This window comes from Roseateles oligotrophus (assembly GCF_025717515.1).
Classification (GTDB): domain Bacteria; phylum Pseudomonadota; class Gammaproteobacteria; order Burkholderiales; family Burkholderiaceae_C; genus Paucibacter_A; species Paucibacter_A oligotrophus.
Map to the genome: position 1 here is coordinate 169,034 of NZ_JAJIRN010000001.1, position 18,310 is coordinate 187,343.

General features: G+C 62.3%; 22 protein-coding genes. 17 read left to right on the forward strand and 5 right to left on the reverse strand.

The features are described 5' to 3' along the window. Window positions 1–5 precede the first annotated feature (5 nt). Window positions 6–305 (forward strand): hypothetical protein, encoded by a 300-nt coding sequence (locus LNV07_RS00845; protein ID WP_263569287.1) that lies wholly within the window; start codon window positions 6–8, stop codon window positions 303–305. Further along, complete coding sequence (locus LNV07_RS00850) at window positions 302–1,579, forward strand: phenylacetate--CoA ligase family protein (protein WP_263569288.1); 1,278 nt, start codon at window positions 302–304, stop codon at window positions 1,577–1,579. Before LNV07_RS00845 ends, LNV07_RS00850 begins: the two co-directional genes overlap by 4 nt. Window positions 1,580–1,604: 25 nt before the next feature. Here LNV07_RS00850 and LNV07_RS00855 read toward each other — a convergent pair whose 3' ends face one another. Together LNV07_RS00855 and LNV07_RS00860 are read right to left on the reverse strand one after the other, a co-directional pair. Then, window positions 1,605–3,863 carry a xanthine dehydrogenase family protein molybdopterin-binding subunit gene (locus LNV07_RS00855; RefSeq protein ID WP_263569289.1) on the reverse strand — a complete coding sequence of 753 codons (2,259 nt, stop codon included), beginning with the start codon at window positions 3,861–3,863 and terminating at the stop codon, window positions 1,605–1,607. After that, window positions 3,860–4,327, reverse strand: a complete 468-nt coding sequence (locus LNV07_RS00860) for a (2Fe-2S)-binding protein (RefSeq protein WP_263569290.1) — start codon at window positions 4,325–4,327, stop codon at window positions 3,860–3,862. The genes LNV07_RS00855 and LNV07_RS00860 overlap by 4 nt, the downstream gene beginning before the upstream one ends. A gap of 72 nt (window positions 4,328–4,399) precedes the next feature. Here LNV07_RS00860 and LNV07_RS00865 point away from each other — a divergent pair, with 72 nt between their 5' ends. Then, window positions 4,400–4,804: a MerR family transcriptional regulator gene (locus LNV07_RS00865; RefSeq protein WP_263569291.1), complete on the forward strand. Its 405-nt coding sequence runs from the start codon at window positions 4,400–4,402 to the stop codon at window positions 4,802–4,804. Between the two features lie 83 nt (window positions 4,805–4,887). Here the strand turns inward: LNV07_RS00865 and dtd are convergent, their stop codons facing one another. Further along, on the reverse strand, window positions 4,888–5,328 hold the full coding sequence (dtd, locus tag LNV07_RS00870; RefSeq protein WP_263569292.1) for a D-aminoacyl-tRNA deacylase: 441 nt from the start codon (window positions 5,326–5,328) through the stop codon (window positions 4,888–4,890). A gap of 149 nt (window positions 5,329–5,477) precedes the next feature. On the opposite strand from dtd, the gene argB reads away from it, so the two are divergent. The 12 genes from argB (at window position 5,478) to tatC (ending at window position 12,671) form a co-directional block, all read left to right on the forward strand. Next, the gene (argB, locus tag LNV07_RS00875; protein WP_263569293.1) at window positions 5,478–6,395 is read left to right on the forward strand and encodes an acetylglutamate kinase; all 918 of its coding nucleotides are present in this window, start codon (window positions 5,478–5,480) and stop codon (window positions 6,393–6,395) included. 9 nt (window positions 6,396–6,404) lie between these two features. Next, complete coding sequence (locus LNV07_RS00880; RefSeq protein ID WP_263569294.1) at window positions 6,405–7,103, forward strand: pyrimidine 5'-nucleotidase; 699 nt, start codon at window positions 6,405–6,407, stop codon at window positions 7,101–7,103. Window positions 7,104–7,274: 171 nt separating this feature from the next. Then, on the forward strand, window positions 7,275–7,922 hold the full coding sequence (gene slmA, locus LNV07_RS00885; protein ID WP_263569295.1) for a nucleoid occlusion factor SlmA: 648 nt from the start codon (window positions 7,275–7,277) through the stop codon (window positions 7,920–7,922). 42 nt (window positions 7,923–7,964) lie between these two features. Further along, window positions 7,965–8,903, forward strand: coding sequence for an ATP-binding protein (locus LNV07_RS00890; RefSeq protein WP_263569296.1), 939 nt, complete (start codon window positions 7,965–7,967; stop codon window positions 8,901–8,903). Next, a complete protein-coding gene (locus LNV07_RS00895; RefSeq protein ID WP_263569297.1) occupies window positions 8,896–9,351 on the forward strand; it encodes an NUDIX domain-containing protein in 456 nt (151 codons plus the stop codon). The genes LNV07_RS00890 and LNV07_RS00895 overlap by 8 nt, the downstream gene beginning before the upstream one ends. A 23-nt stretch (window positions 9,352–9,374) precedes the next feature. Continuing rightward, on the forward strand, window positions 9,375–9,791 hold the full coding sequence (gene hisI, locus LNV07_RS00900) for a phosphoribosyl-AMP cyclohydrolase (RefSeq protein WP_263569735.1): 417 nt from the start codon (window positions 9,375–9,377) through the stop codon (window positions 9,789–9,791). 9 nt (window positions 9,792–9,800) lie between these two features. Then, window positions 9,801–10,172 (forward strand): phosphoribosyl-ATP diphosphatase, encoded by a 372-nt coding sequence (locus LNV07_RS00905; protein WP_263569298.1) that lies wholly within the window; start codon window positions 9,801–9,803, stop codon window positions 10,170–10,172. Then, window positions 10,165–10,566, forward strand: coding sequence for a DUF4870 family protein (locus LNV07_RS00910; protein WP_263569299.1), 402 nt, complete (start codon window positions 10,165–10,167; stop codon window positions 10,564–10,566). The genes LNV07_RS00905 and LNV07_RS00910 overlap by 8 nt, the downstream gene beginning before the upstream one ends. 48 nt (window positions 10,567–10,614) lie before the next feature. Continuing rightward, on the forward strand, window positions 10,615–10,962 hold the full coding sequence (locus tag LNV07_RS00915) for a histidine triad nucleotide-binding protein (RefSeq protein WP_263569300.1): 348 nt from the start codon (window positions 10,615–10,617) through the stop codon (window positions 10,960–10,962). 92 nt (window positions 10,963–11,054) lie between these two features. Beyond that, window positions 11,055–11,321 carry a Sec-independent protein translocase subunit TatA gene (gene tatA, locus LNV07_RS00920; RefSeq protein WP_263569301.1) on the forward strand — a complete coding sequence of 89 codons (267 nt, stop codon included), beginning with the start codon at window positions 11,055–11,057 and terminating at the stop codon, window positions 11,319–11,321. Between the two features lie 22 nt (window positions 11,322–11,343). Further along, on the forward strand, window positions 11,344–11,856 hold the full coding sequence (gene tatB / locus LNV07_RS00925; RefSeq protein WP_263569302.1) for a Sec-independent protein translocase protein TatB: 513 nt from the start codon (window positions 11,344–11,346) through the stop codon (window positions 11,854–11,856). Window positions 11,857–11,891: 35 nt separating this feature from the next. Next, the gene (gene tatC / locus LNV07_RS00930; protein WP_263569303.1) at window positions 11,892–12,671 is read left to right on the forward strand and encodes a twin-arginine translocase subunit TatC; all 780 of its coding nucleotides are present in this window, start codon (window positions 11,892–11,894) and stop codon (window positions 12,669–12,671) included. Window positions 12,672–12,675: 4 nt separating this feature from the next. Here the strand turns inward: tatC and LNV07_RS00935 are convergent, their stop codons facing one another. Next, window positions 12,676–13,860, reverse strand: coding sequence for a trypsin-like peptidase domain-containing protein (locus LNV07_RS00935; RefSeq protein WP_263569304.1), 1,185 nt, complete (start codon window positions 13,858–13,860; stop codon window positions 12,676–12,678). A gap of 14 nt (window positions 13,861–13,874) precedes the next feature. Between LNV07_RS00935 and LNV07_RS00940 the strand changes: the two genes are divergently transcribed. Together LNV07_RS00940 and pdxA are read left to right on the forward strand one after the other, a co-directional pair. Continuing rightward, window positions 13,875–14,624, forward strand: a complete 750-nt coding sequence (locus LNV07_RS00940) for a Nif3-like dinuclear metal center hexameric protein (protein WP_263569305.1) — start codon at window positions 13,875–13,877, stop codon at window positions 14,622–14,624. Further along, on the forward strand, window positions 14,621–15,682 hold the full coding sequence (pdxA, locus tag LNV07_RS00945) for a 4-hydroxythreonine-4-phosphate dehydrogenase PdxA (RefSeq protein ID WP_263569306.1): 1,062 nt from the start codon (window positions 14,621–14,623) through the stop codon (window positions 15,680–15,682). The genes LNV07_RS00940 and pdxA overlap by 4 nt, the downstream gene beginning before the upstream one ends. Here pdxA and LNV07_RS00950 read toward each other — a convergent pair. Next, entirely contained in the window at window positions 15,672–18,152 is a 2,481-nt protein-coding gene (locus tag LNV07_RS00950; RefSeq protein ID WP_263569307.1) for a DUF1631 domain-containing protein, read from the reverse strand. The genes pdxA and LNV07_RS00950 overlap by 11 nt on opposite strands. Window positions 18,153–18,310 lie beyond the last annotated feature (158 nt).

The following is an 18,310-nucleotide window of genomic DNA, read 5'->3' on the forward strand; positions in this document are numbered from 1 at the left end:
GCCGCATGAATGACGATAACTTTTTCGCCCCCGTGGCTTTCAAGCCTGACGAGGCGCTGGCCCAGGCTAAAAGGGCGCTGCGCGACATTCGTTCGTTGAGCGAGCGCAACAACCATTTCAGCCTGCAGGGTCAGGTCGTGCTGGAGTTGACCGTGGTGGACAAGGTCTTGCGAGCTCGCCTGGCCAAGCGCCCTGCGCGCAGCCCGGACTGGGAGTTGCGCGACTGCAAGAACAGCGCCGAGCTGCGGGCGCTGCAAGACGAGATCAAGCGCCGCGTGGCGCGCTGGACGGACGAGACGGTATGAGAGCGTCAGCGGCCGGAGAATTTTTTGACGCGCTGGAACGCTGCGACCCGATCGAGCGTGAACGAGGCTTGATGGCCGCGCTGCCGGCGCAGATCGCCCATGCCCAGGCCCATACGGCGGCCTATGCCGAGCTCTTCGCCGGGCTCGACGCGGCCGCCATCAACAGCCGCGCTGCGCTGGCGGGCCTGCCCATCACGCGCAAGACCGAGTTGATGGCGCGCCAGCAGCGGCTGCGAGCCACCGATGCGTTTGGTGGTTACTCAACGATTGCTTGGGCCGGGCGCGGCAACAAAACGGCGCGCCGGGTGTTCCAGTCACCCGGCGGCATCTATGAGCCGGAAGGCCAGGGCGCCGACTATTGGCGGGCTGCGCGCGCGCTCTTTGCTGCGGGTGTGCGCGTCGGTGACCTGCTGCACAACAGCTTCAGCTACCACCTGACGCCGGCCGGCTCGATGATGGAGGGCGGCGCTCATGCGTTGGGTTGCACCGTTTTCCCCGGCGGCGTGGGTAACACCGATTTGCAGTTGCAGGCGATCGCCGACTTGCGGCCGCAAGCCTATGCCGGCACGCCGAGTTTTTTGAAGATATTGCTCGACAAGGCCGCGGAAACCGGTGTTGACGTCACGTCGCTGAACAAGGCCCTGGTCAGCGGAGAAGCGTTGCCGGCTTCGCTGCGCGATTGGTTCTTGGCGCGCGGTGTGGACGCCTACCAATGCTATGCCACCGCCGATTTGGGCCTGATCGCCTATGAGACTGCAGCGCGGCAAGGCTTGGTCTTGGCCGAGGGTGTGATTGTCGAGATCGTGCGGCCCGGCACATCGGACCCATTGCCCGAGGGTGAGGTCGGTGAACTTGTCGTGACCAGTTTGAACCCGGACTATCCGCTGATCCGCTTCGGCACCGGTGATCTGTCGGCGCTGTTGCCGGGCCACTGCCCGACCGGGCGCAGCAATACCCGCATCAAGGGCTGGATGGGCCGAGCCGATCAATCGGCCAAGGTGCGCGGGATGTTTGTGCATGGGGCCCAAGTGGCCGAGATCATGCGGCGCTTCCCGGCGCTTGGGCGCGCGCGCCTGGTGATCGAAGGCGAGATGGCGCAAGACCGCTTGACGCTGCGGATCGAGACGGCGGCGGGAGCCAATGAAGGCTTGAACGAACGCATTGCCGAGGTGATCCGCGAAGTCACAAAGCTGCGCGCCGAGGTCGTCCAGCTGCCTCCAGGCAGCTTGCCCAATGATGGGCTGGTGATCGAGGATGCGAGGTCGTACAAATAGGGCATGCCTGATTTGGCCTGGCCGGTCAAACCGACGCGATCTTCAAGGGCAGTCGCCGCTGGCGCTGGCCGGTCAGCGCGAACAAAGCGTTGGCGACCGCCGGTGCGATCGGCGGCGTACCCGGTTCACCGACGCCGCCGGGCGCTGCGCTGCTGGCGACGATATGAACGTCGATGACAGGCATCTGCGCCATGCGAATCACTTCGTAGCTGGGGAAGTTGCTCTGCTCGATGCGGCCGTTCTTGACCGTGATCTCGCCAAACAAGGCGGCCGACAGGCCGTAGACGATCGCACTTTGCATTTGCGCCTCCACCGTGTCGGGGTTGACGACGACGCCGCAGTCGATCGCGCAGACCACCCGGTGCACCCGCGGCTGGCCGTCTTGCACCGACACTTCGGCTACCTGAGCGCACCATGAGCCAAAGCTCTCATGCACAGCGATCCCTTGGGCGCGCCCGCCAGGCAAGACCTGACCCCAGCCGGCCTTGGCCGCGGCTAACTCCAGCACAGCAAGGTGGCGAGGTTTGTCGGCCAGCAGGGTGCGGCGGTATTCGAACGGGTCCTTGCCGGCCGCGTGGGCCAGCTCATCGATGAAACCTTCGGTGAAGAAGGCGTTGTAGGAGTGGCCGACGCTGCGCCAGGAGCCCACCGGCACAGGCGTCTTCACGCGCAGCTGTCGCACGCTCAGATGCGGGATCGCATAGGGCAAGTCGAAGGCGCCTTCGATCTGGTTTTTGTCCGGTGAGTCGGCGGCGAAGGCGGGCAACAAGCGCTCGGTGGTGGACAGGCCGATGGAGGGCGCGGCCACCCGGTTCAGCCAGGCCATGGGCCGGCCTTGTTCGTCCAGGGCTGCGGCGAAGCTGGCCATCGCGGCCGGCCGGTACATATCGTGCTGCATGTCTTCCTCGCGCGACCAGATCAGCTTGACCGGCCGGCCGCCCGTTCGCTGGGCGATCAGCACCGCCTGCTCGATCATGTCGAGCTCCAGCCGGCGGCCGAAGCCGCCGCCCAAGAGCGGCACATGCAACGTCACCTGTTCGCTGTCCAGACCGGCGATCTTGGCGGCGCGCCAGCGCGCCAAGGAGGCGACTTGCGTGCCGCACCAGACGGTCAAATGTCCGTCTTTGAACTGTGCCGTGCAATTGATTGGCTCCATCGCGGCATGGGCCAAGAATGGCGCCGAGTAAGTGGCTTCAAGTTTCTTGCTGGCTTGGCTCAGCACCTTGTCGGCGTCTCCTTGGCTGCGAAAACCTGTGCCGTCCTCGCTGCCGGCCAATGCGGCCTGCAGCCGAGCGGTGATTTGTGCCGAATCGATTGTGGCGTTGGGGCCTTCGTCCCATTCAATGGACAAGGCCTCGAGCGCGGTCTTGGCGCGCCAATAGCGGTCGGCCACGACGACCAGCGCTTGTTCTTGAATCACAAAAGCGTCCGTCACGCCGCGCGCGGCCTTGGCTTGCGCGGCGTCGAAACGCAAGACCTTGCCGCCCAAGACCGGGCATTGCCGAATCGCCGCATAAAGCAGACCCGCGGGCTTGACGTCGATGCCGAACTCGGCGCTGCCATTGACCTTGGACGGGATGTCGGTGCGTACCGTGGCCTTGCCGATCAGGCGGAATTCGCTGGGGTCTTTGAACTTGACCTCGCTGCGCGGTGCAATCTGCGCGGTAGCTGCCGCCAAGTCACCAAAGCCGGCCGAGCGGCCGCTGGGCAGGTGGCTGACCACGCCGGCGTGCACCTGGCATGCCTCAGGGGCTACGCCCCAGCGCTGCGCGGCCGCATCCACCAGCATTGCGCGCGCGGTGGCGCCGGCCAAGCGCATCGGGGCCCAGGCATCGCGCACGCTGGAGGAGCCGCCGGTGACCTGCAGGCTCAGCGCATAACCGACCTTCTGCACGGAGCGGCGCGCGATGCGAGCCAGCAAGCTGTCGTCATCGCTGGCGAAGGGCAGCACATTGAGCAGCAGCGCCGTGTTGGCGTAGATTTGCGCGATCGGCGCCTGCTCGGTGCTGACCTTGAGCCAGTCGGCGTCCATTTCCTCGGCCACCAGCATCGCCAGTGCCGTGTGCACGCCCTGGCCCATTTCGGCTCTGGGTGTGGCGACGATGACGCGCCCGTCCGGCATGATCTTGACCCAGCCGTTCAGCGCGACCTGATCCCCGCTGGCGGGCCAGCTGGCTTTGTCACCCAGGCGTGATTTGGCCGCAGGCGGCGTCGTCAGGCTCACGCCCAGCAGCACGCCGCCGCCCAAGAGGCCGCCGGCAATCAGAAAGCCGCGGCGCTTCATGCGGCGCTCCCGTCCAGATGAGCCGCAGCGCCATGGATCGCCGCTCGAATACGCTGGTAGGTGCCGCAGCGGCAGATATTGCTGATGTCGGCGTCGATGTCGGCGTCGCTGGGCTTTGGCTTGACGCGCAGCAGGCTGGCTGCGGCCATGATCATGCCGCTCTGGCAATAGCCGCATTGCGGCACTTGGTGCTTGATCCAGGCTGCCTGCAAGGCCGCCACGATGCGATCGGGCTCGGCCTCGATGCTGCGCACGCTCTTGCCCTCCAGCGCCATGATGGGCATCACACAGGCGCGCGTCGCGACACCGTCCACCTCGACCGTGCAGGCCCCGCAGTTGGCGATGCCGCAACCGAACTTGGTGCCGGTCAGGCCTAACTCGTCGCGCAACACCCACAGCAGCGGGGTTTCGGGCTCCAGGGTCAAACTGTGGCGCTGGCCGTTGATGGTGAGGTTTGTGTTCATGGTCGCCATGCTAAGCTTCAAGCTGACTTGAAGGTCAAGCGATTTTTGATTGTTCGGACGGGGTACATCTGGATGAAGATTGGTGACTTGGCTCAGCGCACCGGGATGGCGGCGTCGGCGATTCGGTTTTATGAATCCAGCGGCTTGCTGCCTCCGGCCAAACGGGGCGCCAATGGCTATCGGCAATATGACGACGAGACCTTGCAGCGGCTGCTGGTGATTCAGATCGCGCAGCGCTTGGGTTTCTCGCTGGAGACCTTGCGCCGCTTGGCCGGCCATCAAGGGCGCGAGATGCCGCATGATTTGGTGATGCAAAGCCTGCAAGAGCGTTTGGCCGAAATCGATGCCATGCAAAAAACCTTGGCCTCGCAGCGGCAAGAGACCGAGACGCTGATGCAGCAGTTGCAGGCTCAATGGCAGCAAGGCCGCTGCTTGGAGCTCGGCGCCGGCGCGCCTATGGCCATGCAGGCCGGTTGACGAAGAACCAGTGTGGTGCTGCCTCCGCTCGACACAGGGCCAAATACATCGGTTTTATGTACCGCCGAGTGCGCGATGCTGCATCAGTTGACCCGCAGCGGAATCGTCACCGGGCCGTCGTTCAGCAGGCTCACCTGCATATCCGCGCCGAACTCGCCGCTGGCCACCACCGGGTGCTGGCTTTGGGCATATCTGACGCAATGCTCATACAAGCGCTGGCCCGGCTCGGGCCTTGCAGCGCCGGTGAAGCTGGGCCGGTTGCCACCGCTGCAATCGGCCGCCAAGGTGAATTGCGAAACGATCAGCAAGCCGCCGCCCACGTCCTGCAGGCTGAGGTTCATCTTGGCCGAAGCGTCGCCGAAGATGCGCAGCTTCAAGACCTTGTTGATCAGTTTCTCGGCCTGCGCCTCGCTGTCGCCGGGCTCGGCGCAGACCAGCATCAGCAGGCCGGGACCAATCGCACCGATGACTTGCCCGCCGACCTCAACCTGCGCATGGCGCACTCTTTGCAAAATCGCGATCAAATCTCTTCCTTTGGTGACGGGTGACGATGCTGATTATGGTGTTCGAGCTGCGGCTGGCATTGTGGCCGCAAGCCCGAACTTCGGCGCAAGCGGCGACCTACAATCCCGCCAGATTTTGTGACCTCACCTTGTTTTTGTCTGGATCAGCCATGAAGAACGAAGCCAGCTCGGCCCACAGCACCGATGTCTCCCATATCGCCCCGCGCGAAAAGGCCGAGATCCTCTCGCAGGCGCTGCCCTATATCCGCAAGTTCCATGGCAAGACCATCGTCATCAAGTACGGCGGCAATGCGATGACCGACCCGGCCTTGCAGCAAGACTTTGCCGAGGATGTGGTGCTCTTGAAGCTGGTCGGCCTGAATCCGGTGGTCGTGCATGGCGGCGGCCCGCAGATCGAGGGCGCCTTGACTCGCCTGGGCAAGAAGGGCCACTTCATCCAGGGCATGCGCGTCACCGACGAAGAAACCATGGAAGTGGTGGAGTGGGTGTTGGCCGGTCAGGTTCAGCAAGATATCGTCGGCCTGATCAATGTGGCTGGTGGCAAGGCGGTGGGCCTAACGGGCCGCGACGGCGGCATGATTCGCGCCAAGAAGCTCAAGATGCTGGACAAGGATGACCCGGCCAAAGAGCACGATATCGGCCAGGTCGGCGATATCGTCAGCATCGACCCTAGCGTGGTGAAGGCGCTGCAGGATGACCAGTTCATCCCCGTCATCAGCCCGATCGGTTTTGGCGAGCACAACGAGAGCTACAACATCAATGCGGATGTCGTGGCCGGCAAGTTGGCCGAAGTTTTGAAGGCCGAGAAATTGGTGCTGCTGACCAATACGCCGGGGGTGCTGGACAAGGCCGGCAATCTGCTGACCGACCTGAGCGCGCGCGAGATCGACGAGTTGTTCGCCGACGGCACCTTGTCCGGCGGCATGTTGCCCAAGATTGCCTCGGCGCTGGACGCAGCCAGGAGCGGCGTCAATGCGGTCCACATCATCGATGGCCGCGTGCCGCATGCGATGCTGCTGGAGATTTTGAGCGACCAGGCTTATGGGACGATGATCCGGTCGCACTGAGTCTGTCTGATGCGAGGAGCATCCAAGCGGGTCTGGTTCTTCGACCTCGACAACACCCTGCATAACGCCTCGGCTCATGTGTTCGGGGCGCTCAATGTGGCGATGACCGATTACATCCAGACCCATGTCGGGGTGCCACGCGATGAAGCCAGCCGTCTGCGGGCACTCTATTGGCATCGCTACGGTGCCACGCTGCTGGGCTTGGTGCGCCACCATGGCGTGCAGCCGGCGCATTTTTTGCACCATACCCATCGCTTGGAGGGTGTCGAGCCGCTATTGCATGGCCATGCGCATGACCTGGCAGCACTCCAGCGCCTGCCGGGGCGCAAGTTTTTGTTGACCAACGCTCCGCTGGCCTACGCCCAGCGGGTGCTGGCCGTGTTGGGCATCGCGCATTGTTTCGAGGCGGTGATTGCCTTTGAGCAAATGCGCATGTTTGGCCAGTTGCGACCTAAGCCAGACATGCGCATGTTCCGCCATCTGCTGGTCGGGCTGAAGCTGCGGCCCAGCGACTGTGTGTTGGTGGAAGACACGCTGGTGCATCAAAAGGCCGCCAAGCGGGTCGGCATGCGCACGGTCTGGATGCAGCGCTGGTTGCGCCGTTCGCAAAGCAATCCACATGGCCCCGAGGCCCATGTGGGTCTGCGCCGGCGGCCGGTCTATGTCGATAGGCGCATCAACCGGCTGCTCGACTTGTTGCCGGCTTAGGGCGGCGGTCTGCTCGGTTCGGCATTGCCGTCGAGCGTTGACTCGCAGTGGCGCGCGGCTGTGCCAGAATCGGCCGCCGGCTGCCGTCATGGGCCGCGCGCTTTAGCAAGTTGGCACTTCAGCAATGAAGCGCTCGCATGAATCTGCGATCAACCCCAAGCCGCTATGCCCATGTCCGCTTCAGAGCCCAAATTGAATCTTGTCGCAGCCGCTGTGTCCGCAAGCGCTGCGCCACCGCGCAAGCGCCCGCGGCCGGGTGAGCGCCGGGTGCAAATTCTGCAGACTCTGGCCAGCATGCTGGAGCAACCCGGTGCGGACCGTGTCACCACCGCGGCGTTGGCGGCCAAGCTGGAGGTCAGCGAGGCGGCGCTCTACCGCCACTTCGCCAGCAAGGCGCAGATGTTCGAGGGCCTGATCGAGTTCATCGAGGGCAGCATTTTCACACTCTTGAATCAAATCACCGAGCGCGACGGATCGGGCTTGCTGCAGGCGCAAAAGATTGTTTCGATGCTGCTGCAGTTCGGTGAACGCAACCCGGGCATGACACGCGTGATGGTCGGTGATGCGCTGGTTTATGAGAACGAGCGCCTGGTGTTGCGCATGAATCAGTTTTTTGATCGGGTCGAGTCTTCGCTGCGCCAAGTGCTGCGCAACGCGGCGGAAGCGAATGGCTCCAGCACGCCGACGGTTGACGCGAATGCGCAGGCCTCGGTCTTGGTCAGCTTCATCGTCGGTCGCCTGCAGCGTTATGCGCGCAGTGGCTTCAAGCGCAGCCCGATCGAGCAGCTTGATTCGGCCTTGCGCATGTTGCTGGGCTGAAGCTCACCGCTACACTGGCCAGCCCCTTAAAGCGCGCTGACCATGGTTGATCCCGTACAAGTTTCCCTGCAGGGTTTTCTGCAACGTGCCGAGGCCTTGCTGGCTCGCGTTGAGACCTTGCTGCCGCCTGTCTTGGCCGCGCCCGACTGGCAGGCCGCAGCGGCCTTCAGGTATCGGCGCCGGCGCGGTGTGCCGGTGCTGGAGGCGGTGCGCCACGCGGCCACGATACGCCTGAGCGACTTGCTTGAGGTTGAGCCTCAGAAGCAGCGTCTGCTGCAGAACACCGAGCAGTTTGTTTCCGGCCGTTTGGCGAATAACGTGCTCTTGACCGGCGCACGCGGCACCGGCAAGAGCTCGCTGATCAAGGCCTGCTTGAATGAATTTGCCCCGCGCGGACTGCGTCTGATCGAGGTCGACAAGGCCGATCTGGTCGACCTTCCCGATCTGGTCGACCTGGTGGCGGAACGGCCCGAACGTTTTGTGATCTTCTGTGATGACCTGAGCTTTGATGAAGGTGAACTCGGCTACAAGGCCTTGAAGTCGATGTTGGACGGCTCGGTCGCAGCGGCCACCGACAACGTGTTGATCTACGCCACCAGCAACCGACGCCACCTCTTGCCCGAGCAGATGAAGGACAACCTGTCCTATACGCACCAGCCCGATGGCGAGGTTCATCCGGGTGAGGCGATCGAGGAAAAGATTTCTCTGTCCGAGCGCTTTGGCCTGTGGTTGAGTTTTTACCCCTTCAGCCAAAACGAATACTTGGCCATCGCCGCTCAATGGTTGCGTTACTTTGAGGTGGCGGAGGACACCATTGCTGCGGCGCGTCAGCCGGCCCTGGTCTGGGCGCTGGAACGCGGTTCGCGTTCGGGCCGGGTCGCCTATCAGTTCGCGCGCGACTTGGCCGGGCGTGGCGGCCTGGAGGCAATGCCGCCCGTGGTGACCGACAGCGTGCCACCAACCGGACTCGATCATGTCTGAGTTGGGGGGAGCCGAACGGGTGCCGGTCGATGTGGCCGTGGGTGTGCTGGTCGAGCGTGATGGGGAGGGGCGTGAAGCTCGTTTTTTGCTCACCAGTCGGCCGGTCGGTAAGGTCTACGCCGGTTACTGGGAATTCCCCGGCGGCAAGCTGGAGGCCGGCGAGACGGTAGAGCAGGCCTTGAGGCGTGAGTTGCAAGAGGAACTCGGCATTACGATTGCCGCAGTTCACCCCTGGCAGGAGCTGGTGATGGACTATCCGCACGCTCGGGTTCGCCTGCACTTCTGCAAGGTCTTCGAGTGGAGCGGTGAGTTCGAAATGCGCGAGCAGCAGGCGATGGCCTGGCAGAGCCTGCCGGTGCAGATGCAGCCGGTCTTGCCGGGCACGATTCCGGTGCTGGATTGGTTCGCGGCCGAGCGGGCATTCGTGGGTCCAACCCATCTGGCCTGATGGCCATGCGGGTCGCCACTACACTGAGGCCTATGAACTGGTTGGATCAAATCAAATGGGACGCGGACGGCCTGGTGCCGGTGATCGCGCAAGAGCAAAGCAGCGGCGACGTCGTCATGTTTGCCTGGATGAACCGGGCGGCCTTGGCGCGCACCCAGGAGCTTGGCGAGGCTGTGTATTGGAGCCGTTCCAGGGCCAAGCTTTGGCACAAGGGCGAAGAGTCCGGTCATACGCAGACGGTGCACGAGATGCGGCTGGACTGCGACAACGATGTCTTGCTCTTGAAGATTACTCAGAACGGCCAAAGTCCAGGCACTCCAGGCATTGCTTGCCACACCGGGCGGCACTCCTGCTTTTATCAACGGTTGGAGCAAGGCGACGGGCTTGATTGGCAAGCGGTCGAGCCGGTGCTGAAAGATCCCGGTCAAATCTACAAGTGAATGATGCAAATGACTGAGTCAACTAGTCCGGGCAATGACACCTTGGCCCGCATTGCGGCCGTGATCGAATCACGCAAGCCCAGCCATGGCGGCGACCCGGCCACCAGCTATGTGGCCAAGTTGTTCGACAAAGGCTTGGACTCGATCTTGAAGAAGATCGGCGAAGAGGCCACCGAGACGGTCATGGCGGCCAAGGATGGGGACGCGCAGAAAGTTGTCTACGAGGTGGCCGATTTATGGTTCCACTCCATCATCGCTTTGAGCCATTTCGGATTGAAGCCCGAACAGGTGCTGGCCGAATTGGCCCGCCGCGAGGGTTTGTCGGGTTTGCAGGAATTTGCCCAGCGCGGCAAAGCACAAGAGGATGAACCCAATGACTGATGCAAATGCGCTGATCGAGCCGAACCAGTTGCTGGATGCCGAGCGCGAGCGCAGTCTGCGTACCGTGGGTGTGGTGAGTTACTTGCTGCATGGCGTGGTGGCCATAGCCGCGGTGCTGCCAGGCGTGCAGGCCAGCGTGTTTTTGCTGCTGGTGGCCGTGTTGATCGATCTGATCAAACGCGATGAGGCCAGGGCCAGTTGGCAGGAATCGCATTTCAGTTGGCGCCTGCGAAGCGTGGCTTGGGCCGGGGCGCTGTATCTGTTGACCAGTCCCTTGTTCTTGCTGTTGTATGTGCCGGGCATGATCGCCTGGGCGCTGGTGTCGATCTGGTTCCTCTACCGCGTCGTGCGCGGTTGGGCCGCGATGAGCGCCGGCCGGCCCATGCCACGCTGAGTCGATTCGCCTTTGCCTGGTTTGTGAAACTTTGCTTTGAGTCTTTTTATGTCACACGACCCCGATTGCCTGTTCTGCAAAATCGTCGCCGGCCAGATTCCCAGCCGCAAGGCCTATGAGGATGAGTTGGTGCTGGCCTTTCATGACATTCACCCTTGGGCGCCGGTGCATGTGCTGATCGTGCCCAAGCAGCACATCGCGATGATGAGCGAATTGGGCGATGAGCATGTGCAGTTGCTGGGTCATATGTCGGTGTTGGCGCCCAAATTGATGCGCGACTTGGGGGTGACGAATGGCTTTCGTACCGTCATCAACACCGGCCCGGACGGCGGGCAGGAGGTGTACCACCTGCATATGCATGTGATGGGTGGCCCAAGGCCCTGGTTGAAGGGCTAAAAACCTTGATCTATGACAGTGTCATGTGTCGGCCTGCGCGAATTGTCATGTGGCCCAACTAGAATGCCGAGATTGTTTGTAGGAGATAAATAATGGGTTCGTTGAGTATTTGGCACTGGCTGATTGTGCTGGTGATCGTTGTGCTGGTCTTTGGCACCAAGAAGCTCAAGAACATCGGTAGCGATCTTGGTGGCGCCGTCAAGGGCTTCAAGGACGGCATGAAGGAGGGCGGCAGCAGTGCTGATGCTGCGGCGCCGGCTGCACCGGCTCAGCAGGTCAGCAACAGCCAAAACAGCCAAAACAGCCAAAAGGCGAGCGACAGCAACACCGTCGACGTCGAGGCCAAGACCAAGTCCTGATTGACGGCCGGTCTGACGCTGCATGATTGATTTTGGATTTGACAAGCTGGCGCTGATTGGCGCGGTGGCCTTGGTCGTGATTGGCCCCGAGCGGCTGCCTCGAGTGGCGCGCACCGTCGGTCACCTGATCGGCAAGGCGCAGCGCTATGTGTCTGACGTCAAGGCCGAGGTGAGTCGCTCGATGGAGCTCGAAGAGCTCAAGAAAATGAAGACCGAGATGGAGGCTGCGGCGCGTGACGTTGGGCAAACCGTCCAGCAAGAAGTCAATAGCGCCGGTCAGGCCTTTGAGCAGACTTGGTCCGATGTCAGTTCCAACAGCATTGGCGGCCTGGGCGATATTGGCGATATGGGCGGGCAGCATGGCTATGACAACAATTCTTTTGGCTCGTCTGCTTATCGGCGGCCGAAGAAGAATTGGCGTTTGAAGCGCGGTGCCACGCCGCAGTGGTACAAGCAGCAGCAAGGTGTGCGCCGCCATGCGCAGTCCGGCGCCGCCCGCGTCGCGCGCTTTCGCCCCGTTCGGCCCAATATCTAACGTTGAATCCAGCCTGAGCGCTACGCCCCCACCGCATGAGCAATGACGCCAAGCCCGACGATGAACTCGCCGGCACAGAACAGCCTTTCGTCTCCCATCTGATCGAGTTGCGTGACCGCTTGGTGCGCGCTTCGATCGCGGTGGCGGTCGCCTTTGGCGTGCTGGCATTTTTCCCCGGGCCTTCGGCCTTGTACGACATGCTTGCCGCGCCGCTGGTGGCACAACTGCCGGCCGGCTCGACGCTGATTGCCACCAATGTGATCTCGCCCTTCTTGGTGCCATTGAAGATCACCTTGATGGCGGCCTTCTTGATCGCTCTGCCGGTGGTTTTGTACCAGGTCTGGGCCTTTGTGGCGCCGGGGCTTTACTCGCATGAAAAGCGTTTGGTGCTGCCTTTGGTGTTCTCCAGCACCTTGCTGTTCTTCGTCGGCGTGGCCTTCAGCTATTTCTTCGTGTTCGGGCAGGTCTTCAAGTTCATTCAAAGCTTCGCGCCCAAAAGCATTACCGCAGCGCCCGACATCGAGGCCTATCTGAGCTTTGTGATGTCGATGTTTATTGCCTTTGGCGCGGCCTTTGAGGTGCCCGTGGTGGTGGTGCTGCTGGTTCGCATGGGTTTGGTGACGGTCGAGAAGCTGCGCGAATTCCGTGGCTATTTCATCGTCTTGGCCTTCGTCATTGCGGCGGTCATCACGCCGCCCGACGTGGTGTCGCAGTTGGCGCTGGCGATTCCGATGTGTATCTTGTATGAGCTCGGCGTGTTCGCCGCCGGCTATTTCAACCGTTACTCAAAGGCGCCGGACGAAGCGGCCGGCTGAGGCTTTAGCGCTCCCCGTCCTGCACCGGTTGCGGTTTGGGCCTTTGCCCGACCAACACTTCGATTTCCAATTGTTGCTCGCCGCGTTGCAAGGCCAAGGTGGCCGGCTTCAGGGGCTTCAGCGCCGCCACTGCCGCCAGCAATTGGGCGGGGCTTTGAACGGCGGTGTTGCCGACCTTGGTCAAGACATCGCCCGGCTTGACACCGGCTTTGGCGGCCGGCGCATTCGCCAGCACGCCACTGATCAGTACCCCAGATGTCAGCGGCAGCTTGAAGGCCTCGGCAAACTCGGGCGTGAGTTCGCGGGTCTGCACACCGATCCAACCCCGAGCAACCTGACCATCTCGCAACAAGGCGTCCATCACCAAGCGTGCTGAACTGATCGGAATGGCAAAACCTATCCCCAGGCTGCCGCCATTGCGCGAATAAATGGCGGTATTGATACCGACCAAGTTGCCGTCAACGTCGACCAGCGCGCCACCCGAGTTGCCAGGGTTGATGGCCGCATCGGTTTGAATGAAATTCTCGAAGGTGTTGATGCCCAACTGGCTCCGCCCCAGTGCACTGACGATGCCCGAGGTCACCGTCTGCCCGACATTGAAGGGGTTGCCGATGGCCAGCACCACGTCACCGACCTGCAGGCTGTCTGCCGTGCCCAGATGGATGACGGGTAAACGCTCCAGTTCTATTTTCAATACGGCCAAATCGCTTTCCGGGTCGGTGCCGATCAGGGTGGCGCGGGCTTGGCGTCCGTCGGTCAGCATCACTTCGATGTCCGAGGCGCGCTCGACCACATGGTTATTGGTCAGCAAATAGCCATCGGCCGAGACGATCACGCCCGAGCCCAGGCCGGTTTGCGGGCGCGCGGCCTCCTTGCCTCGGCCGCGTTGCCCGAAATGGAATTTGAACCAGGGATCTTGGGCCTCGCTATTGCGCGACGGCGCCTTGCTGGCGGTGATGCTGACCACGGCCGGAGAGGCCCGCCGGGAAGCCAGGCTGTAGCCGGCCCGCTGTGCGCCACTGGCGGCACCGGCCGGGGGGTAGGCTGCGGCCAGCGACGGCGCAATGGTTGCGGGCAGGGCAGCGGTCGGTGCCGAGCGCAGCCATTCCGGCTTTAATGTGCTCAGCACAAAAAGAATGCCCATCACCACCGTAGCGGTCTGAGCGAAAATCAACCAAAGCTTACGCACTCTCAAAGTCTCCTATGCCTCAACGCCATGTCATCGATCTCCATCTGAAGCGCCTGTTGGAGGTCGATCGTTTCAAGGATTATGGGCCGAACGGTTTGCAGGTTGAGGGCAGGGACGAGATTCGGCATATCGTCTGTGGGGTAACCGCGAGCTTGGCCTTGATTGAGGCGGCGATAGACGCCGGCGCCGATGCGATTCTGGTCCACCATGGCCTGTTCTGGCGCGGCCAAGACGGTCGCGTCACCGGTTGGATGAAGCAGCGCCTGGCCCGCTTGCTGGCTGCCGACGTCAATCTATTTGCCTATCATTTGCCGCTGGATGCCCATGCCGAATTTGGCAATAACGCCCAACTCGGGCGACTTTTTGGCTGGCCGGTGGATGGCCGTTTCGGTGAGCAGGATTTGGGTTTTACCGCCTCGCTGGCGGCGCCGCAAAGTCTGGCGGTATTCGGCGCGCAGTTGGAGCGGCAACTGGATCGGGCGGTGCTGGTGGCGGGCGGAGATAGCCGTGAAATCAACAGGGTGGGCTGGTGCTCGGGCGGGGCGCAGGGCTATTTTGAGGGGGCCATCGCAGCCGGAGTCGATGTTTTCGTGACCGGCGAAATCTCCGAACCGCAGGCGCATCTGGCCGCCGAAACCGGGGTTGCCTTCATTGCTGCCGGCCACCATGCGACCGAACGTTATGGTGTACAGGCGGTGGCTGCGCATTTGGCGCAAGAACTCGGTGTGACGCAGCAATTCATTGATATCGCGAATCCGGCATGAAGAGTATGAGTTCCGCTAAAACCATTCTGGTGACGATGGGTGACCTTTGCGGCATTGGCCCCGAAATCGTGGCGATGGCCGTGGCGGCTCCCGAGCCCGACCTGGACGCGCGCCTGTGCGTGCTGGGCGATGTGGCGGTGATGCGCCGCGCGATGGCATGGACCGGTGTCGAATTGCCCTTGCTCCACTTGAGTTCGCTGGATGAGTTGGTCGATTTGCCGCCGCGCTGTGTGGCTGTCTGGCAGCCGGACGGCTTGCCTGCGGGTTTGCTGGATTGCTGCATGGGCGCGATTGACGCCAAGGCCGGCGCCGCGGCGGCAGTGTGTATCGAGGCGGCGGTGCGTGCGATTCAAGCGGGTAAGGCCGATGCGCTGGTGACGGCGCCCATCCACAAGGAGGCCTTGCATGCAGCGGGCATTGGTTATCCCGGCCATACGGAGATGCTGCAGGCCTTGGCGGCCGAAGGTGGCGGAGCCGCGCCGGTACGCATGATGTTGGCAAATAATGAATTACGTACGGTGCTGGTGACAATCCACTGTTCGCTTCGGCAAGCGATCGATTTGATCAATATCGAGCGCGTGCTCGAAACCGTGCGAATCGCCCAGCGGGCGATGCTGAGTTTTGGCATTGCCGCGCCGCGGATCGCGGTGGCGGGCTTGAATCCCCATGCTGGTGAGGGGGGGCTGTTCGGCGATGAAGAAATCCGCCACATCGCTCCGGCGATTGCGCAGGCGCGCGCCGAAGGTATCGATGCCAGCGGGCCATTTGCGCCCGATACCGTATTCATGCGCGCGCGCGATGTCGCAGGCCATCCGGGTGAGTTCGATGTGGTGGTGGCAATGACGCATGACCATGGCCTGATCCCGGTCAAATACCTGGGCGTGGAGCAGGGTGTCAATGTCACCTTGGGTTTGCCCTTTGTGCGTACCAGCCCGGATCACGGCACCGCCTTTGATGTGGCCGGCAGCGGCCGCGCCGACGCTTCCAGTCTGAAGGCAGCCTTGGCGATGGCCTGCCGCCTGCTGCCCCTCAGCGCTCCGAGGGCGCTCAGACCTTGATGCTGGCTAACTGCTTGCGTGCACGGGAGATGGCGCGCTCCATCAGATAGGCATTCTCAAACGCGCGCAGCCGTTTTGCCTCGCACAGACGCTTGAGCATGCGAGCCGTCATGGTGACGGTCTCCTGGTGCTTGGTGCCCTGCGTAAAGATAAAGAAGCTGCGGCCCGCGCTGATATGGGCCAGCCTGACCTTGTGCCAGCTGTCGCCGGTATGCATCTGATAGGCGAAACCGAGTTGCAGGTGCTCGATCAACAGCTCGCCCTCACTAGGTTCCGGCGCCTCCGTTGAGGCTGGTAGCCCGTCGATGCTGATGTCGACCGCTTGAAGTGGCGCATCGGCAGAGAGATCAATGTCGATTTGCCCCGACCAATCCACTGCGGACTCATTGATAAGCCCGAGCGACTTGGCTTCGGTGGCACTCAAACGCGCCCCCATGTCTACATCTTGCGGCAGGCCGGCCGTGCTGTCCGGCCCCAAGTCTTTCTCCTCGGGTGGCGTGCAGCCAAACACCCCGTCGAGTTGCTTGGCCAGCAAGTTGGTCTCAAGTGCACTGAGTGCTTGACCCTTCAGGGACTCGGCGTGGGCAGGCAATAGCTGGCCGAAAAAGGCCTTGCGCTGCTCCTCCGGCCAAGCAATCAGGTCCAAACCTTCGTTGAGGGTCTGCATCAACTTGGGCAATTGCCCCAGGAAAACCTGTCGCTGAGCGGTGCCCGATTTGGGCTGCACGCTCATCACCAGATCGCGACCAAATTGGCGAATACGCTGCGTGCGCTCGGGCGTGCTGGTCGCATCGCGGCTGACCAGGATAATGGCTTGACTCCAGGCCTGCGCCAAGAAGTCCCGAATGAAATCGGGCATTGGCACCGCCACCAAGGCGGTTTGCAGCTGTTGTGAATAACGCTGCTGCAAGCGCAGATCAACCTCTTTGCGGGCCAGCAATGTGGCGGCGTCGCCTTGTTGAGTGAGCGCGTTGCCGATCTGCTCGGCAATGAATTGCTCAAGCGTGTCCAGCTTGCGCTCGTAAACATCCATGCGGTCGAAGTCGCCATTGGCGACTTCATGAACCAGCTCTTGAACATGGGCCAGAAAGGCCAGGCCGGGACCCTCGCTGAAGTCATCGAAGGCGCAGGCCAGCGAGGCCATACGGTTGATGAAGCGGCGCACCGGATGGCGGCGGGACGAAAAGAAGGTCTGGTCACCGAGCGCCGCGCGCAAAACCGGAAGTTGCAAACTGGCCAGCAGGCGGGCCATTTGAGGCGGCACCTTGGGGTCGGACAGCACCTGATCGAACAAGCTGCTGACCACGTCGATCACCATATGGTCGAGCCTGCCGCTGGCCGCTTGGCGCAGCTCTTCGCGGTGCAAATGGATCAAATTGGGAGGCGGGCCGCCCTGCCAGGTCGGGGCATTGAAATCCTCACTCCATTGACTGTTTGAGGGCAGCCCGGCGGGCTGGGTGTAGCCCATGCCTGCTGCGCTGTCGGGCGCGGCGCCCCATCCGCTCGAAGCGAATGGCTGCGCGCCGCTGCCGCCCGGCACATGGGCCAGGCGACGCAGCAAATCCATCAATTGAGCGTCAACAGTCCCCAGCCCGCCGGCTTGCTGGTTCGAGAATCCTTGTGGCGTGCCCCCGCCATATTCACCACGCGCGGAGCCCGCCAAGTTCGAGTTCTGGCTGGATCCGCCAAAACCGCTGCCAAAGCCCCCGCCGCCTCCACCAGGACTTTGGCTGTGGCCAAGACCGGCCCCGCCAAATCTTCCGCTGTTGTGGCCGCCTTCATCCAACTGGCCAGCTTGGCTGTGGCCGGACAGCGCCTGAGCGCGGGTGGAAGGGCTTGAGTCAACCGCCCGTACGCGCAGGTCTTGCGGGCGCAAGCCGCGGTTGCGAAACAGCTCCGCGATGTCGGCATAGCAGATGCGCATTTCTTGCGCCAAGGCGCGAGTCAACTCATCAATGAGAAGCTGGCGAGTGTCTTCTTCTTCGGCAATCGCGTGAACCGCGGTCAACAAGGCCTGGCCAATCAATTCGGGGCGCAAGGGATTGCGATCTCCGCTGCTCAGGCCCGGCATATAGGACTCGACCTCGCGCAACTCCCATTCACTCTGGTGGCCGATGGCGAGCCCGATACGGTCACCAACGACCAGAGCGTCAACTTGGTCGTCATCCATCAGGGACAGTTCGCCCCAATCTTTTTTACCGGTCGAGTTGGATGCCGCCTTGACACCTTGCTCAAGGTTCAGCGCGGCACGCAAGGCTTGGTAGAACTGCAGCCCGAACAAGGACTGTTGTTTGCGGAATAAAAACTGCGTCGTGAGCAATGCTTCGCGACGTTTGACCTGGCCCGCGGAAAGGGCTGACAAGCCCAGACCTTCGGCACAACGCTCGGCTGCTTGGTCGGCGGCCGTGCGAACGCGTTGGACGGCAGCTTCCAAATGCGGGTTCAGTCGACTGACTTCGGGCGAGTTCATGGGCGCGGTTGACGATGTATGTAGCTAGATTGCTACAGTCTATATGGGGTCAAGTATCGAGCCTAAATCGGGTGGCCGGGGACGCAGACATCCGAAAACCCAGCCCCGGTCGTCAAATAGCTAACGCCTTGTCAAGCAGGAACCTTTGCTTACAAGTG

What these genes read in the sequence shown, in the direction of transcription:
- pdxA (WP_263569306.1), top strand. Translation starts at nt 14,621, where the DNA reads ATGAAGAGTATGAGTTCCGCTAAAACCATTCTGGTGACGATGGGTGAC.
- LNV07_RS00915 (WP_263569300.1), top strand. Translation starts at nt 10,615, where the DNA reads ATGTCACACGACCCCGATTGCCTGTTCTGCAAAATCGTCGCCGGCCAG.
- LNV07_RS00845 (WP_263569287.1), top strand. Translation starts at nt 6, where the DNA reads ATGAATGACGATAACTTTTTCGCCCCCGTGGCTTTCAAGCCTGACGAG.
- LNV07_RS00890 (WP_263569296.1), top strand. Translation starts at nt 7,965, where the DNA reads ATGGTTGATCCCGTACAAGTTTCCCTGCAGGGTTTTCTGCAACGTGCC.
- LNV07_RS00865 (WP_263569291.1), top strand. Translation starts at nt 4,400, where the DNA reads ATGAAGATTGGTGACTTGGCTCAGCGCACCGGGATGGCGGCGTCGGCG.
- tatB (WP_263569302.1), top strand. Translation starts at nt 11,344, where the DNA reads ATGATTGATTTTGGATTTGACAAGCTGGCGCTGATTGGCGCGGTGGCC.
- LNV07_RS00950 (WP_263569307.1), bottom strand. Translation starts at nt 18,152, where the DNA reads ATGAACTCGCCCGAAGTCAGTCGACTGAACCCGCATTTGGAAGCTGCC.
- LNV07_RS00855 (WP_263569289.1), bottom strand. Translation starts at nt 3,863, where the DNA reads ATGAAGCGCCGCGGCTTTCTGATTGCCGGCGGCCTCTTGGGCGGCGGC.
- LNV07_RS00905 (WP_263569298.1), top strand. Translation starts at nt 9,801, where the DNA reads ATGACTGAGTCAACTAGTCCGGGCAATGACACCTTGGCCCGCATTGCG.
- argB (WP_263569293.1), top strand. Translation starts at nt 5,478, where the DNA reads ATGAAGAACGAAGCCAGCTCGGCCCACAGCACCGATGTCTCCCATATC.
- slmA (WP_263569295.1), top strand. Translation starts at nt 7,275, where the DNA reads ATGTCCGCTTCAGAGCCCAAATTGAATCTTGTCGCAGCCGCTGTGTCC.
- LNV07_RS00940 (WP_263569305.1), top strand. Translation starts at nt 13,875, where the DNA reads ATGCCTCAACGCCATGTCATCGATCTCCATCTGAAGCGCCTGTTGGAG.
- LNV07_RS00895 (WP_263569297.1), top strand. Translation starts at nt 8,896, where the DNA reads ATGTCTGAGTTGGGGGGAGCCGAACGGGTGCCGGTCGATGTGGCCGTG.
- LNV07_RS00860 (WP_263569290.1), bottom strand. Translation starts at nt 4,327, where the DNA reads ATGAACACAAACCTCACCATCAACGGCCAGCGCCACAGTTTGACCCTG.
- LNV07_RS00880 (WP_263569294.1), top strand. Translation starts at nt 6,405, where the DNA reads ATGCGAGGAGCATCCAAGCGGGTCTGGTTCTTCGACCTCGACAACACC.
- LNV07_RS00850 (WP_263569288.1), top strand. Translation starts at nt 302, where the DNA reads ATGAGAGCGTCAGCGGCCGGAGAATTTTTTGACGCGCTGGAACGCTGC.
- tatA (WP_263569301.1), top strand. Translation starts at nt 11,055, where the DNA reads ATGGGTTCGTTGAGTATTTGGCACTGGCTGATTGTGCTGGTGATCGTT.
- LNV07_RS00910 (WP_263569299.1), top strand. Translation starts at nt 10,165, where the DNA reads ATGACTGATGCAAATGCGCTGATCGAGCCGAACCAGTTGCTGGATGCC.
- tatC (WP_263569303.1), top strand. Translation starts at nt 11,892, where the DNA reads ATGAGCAATGACGCCAAGCCCGACGATGAACTCGCCGGCACAGAACAG.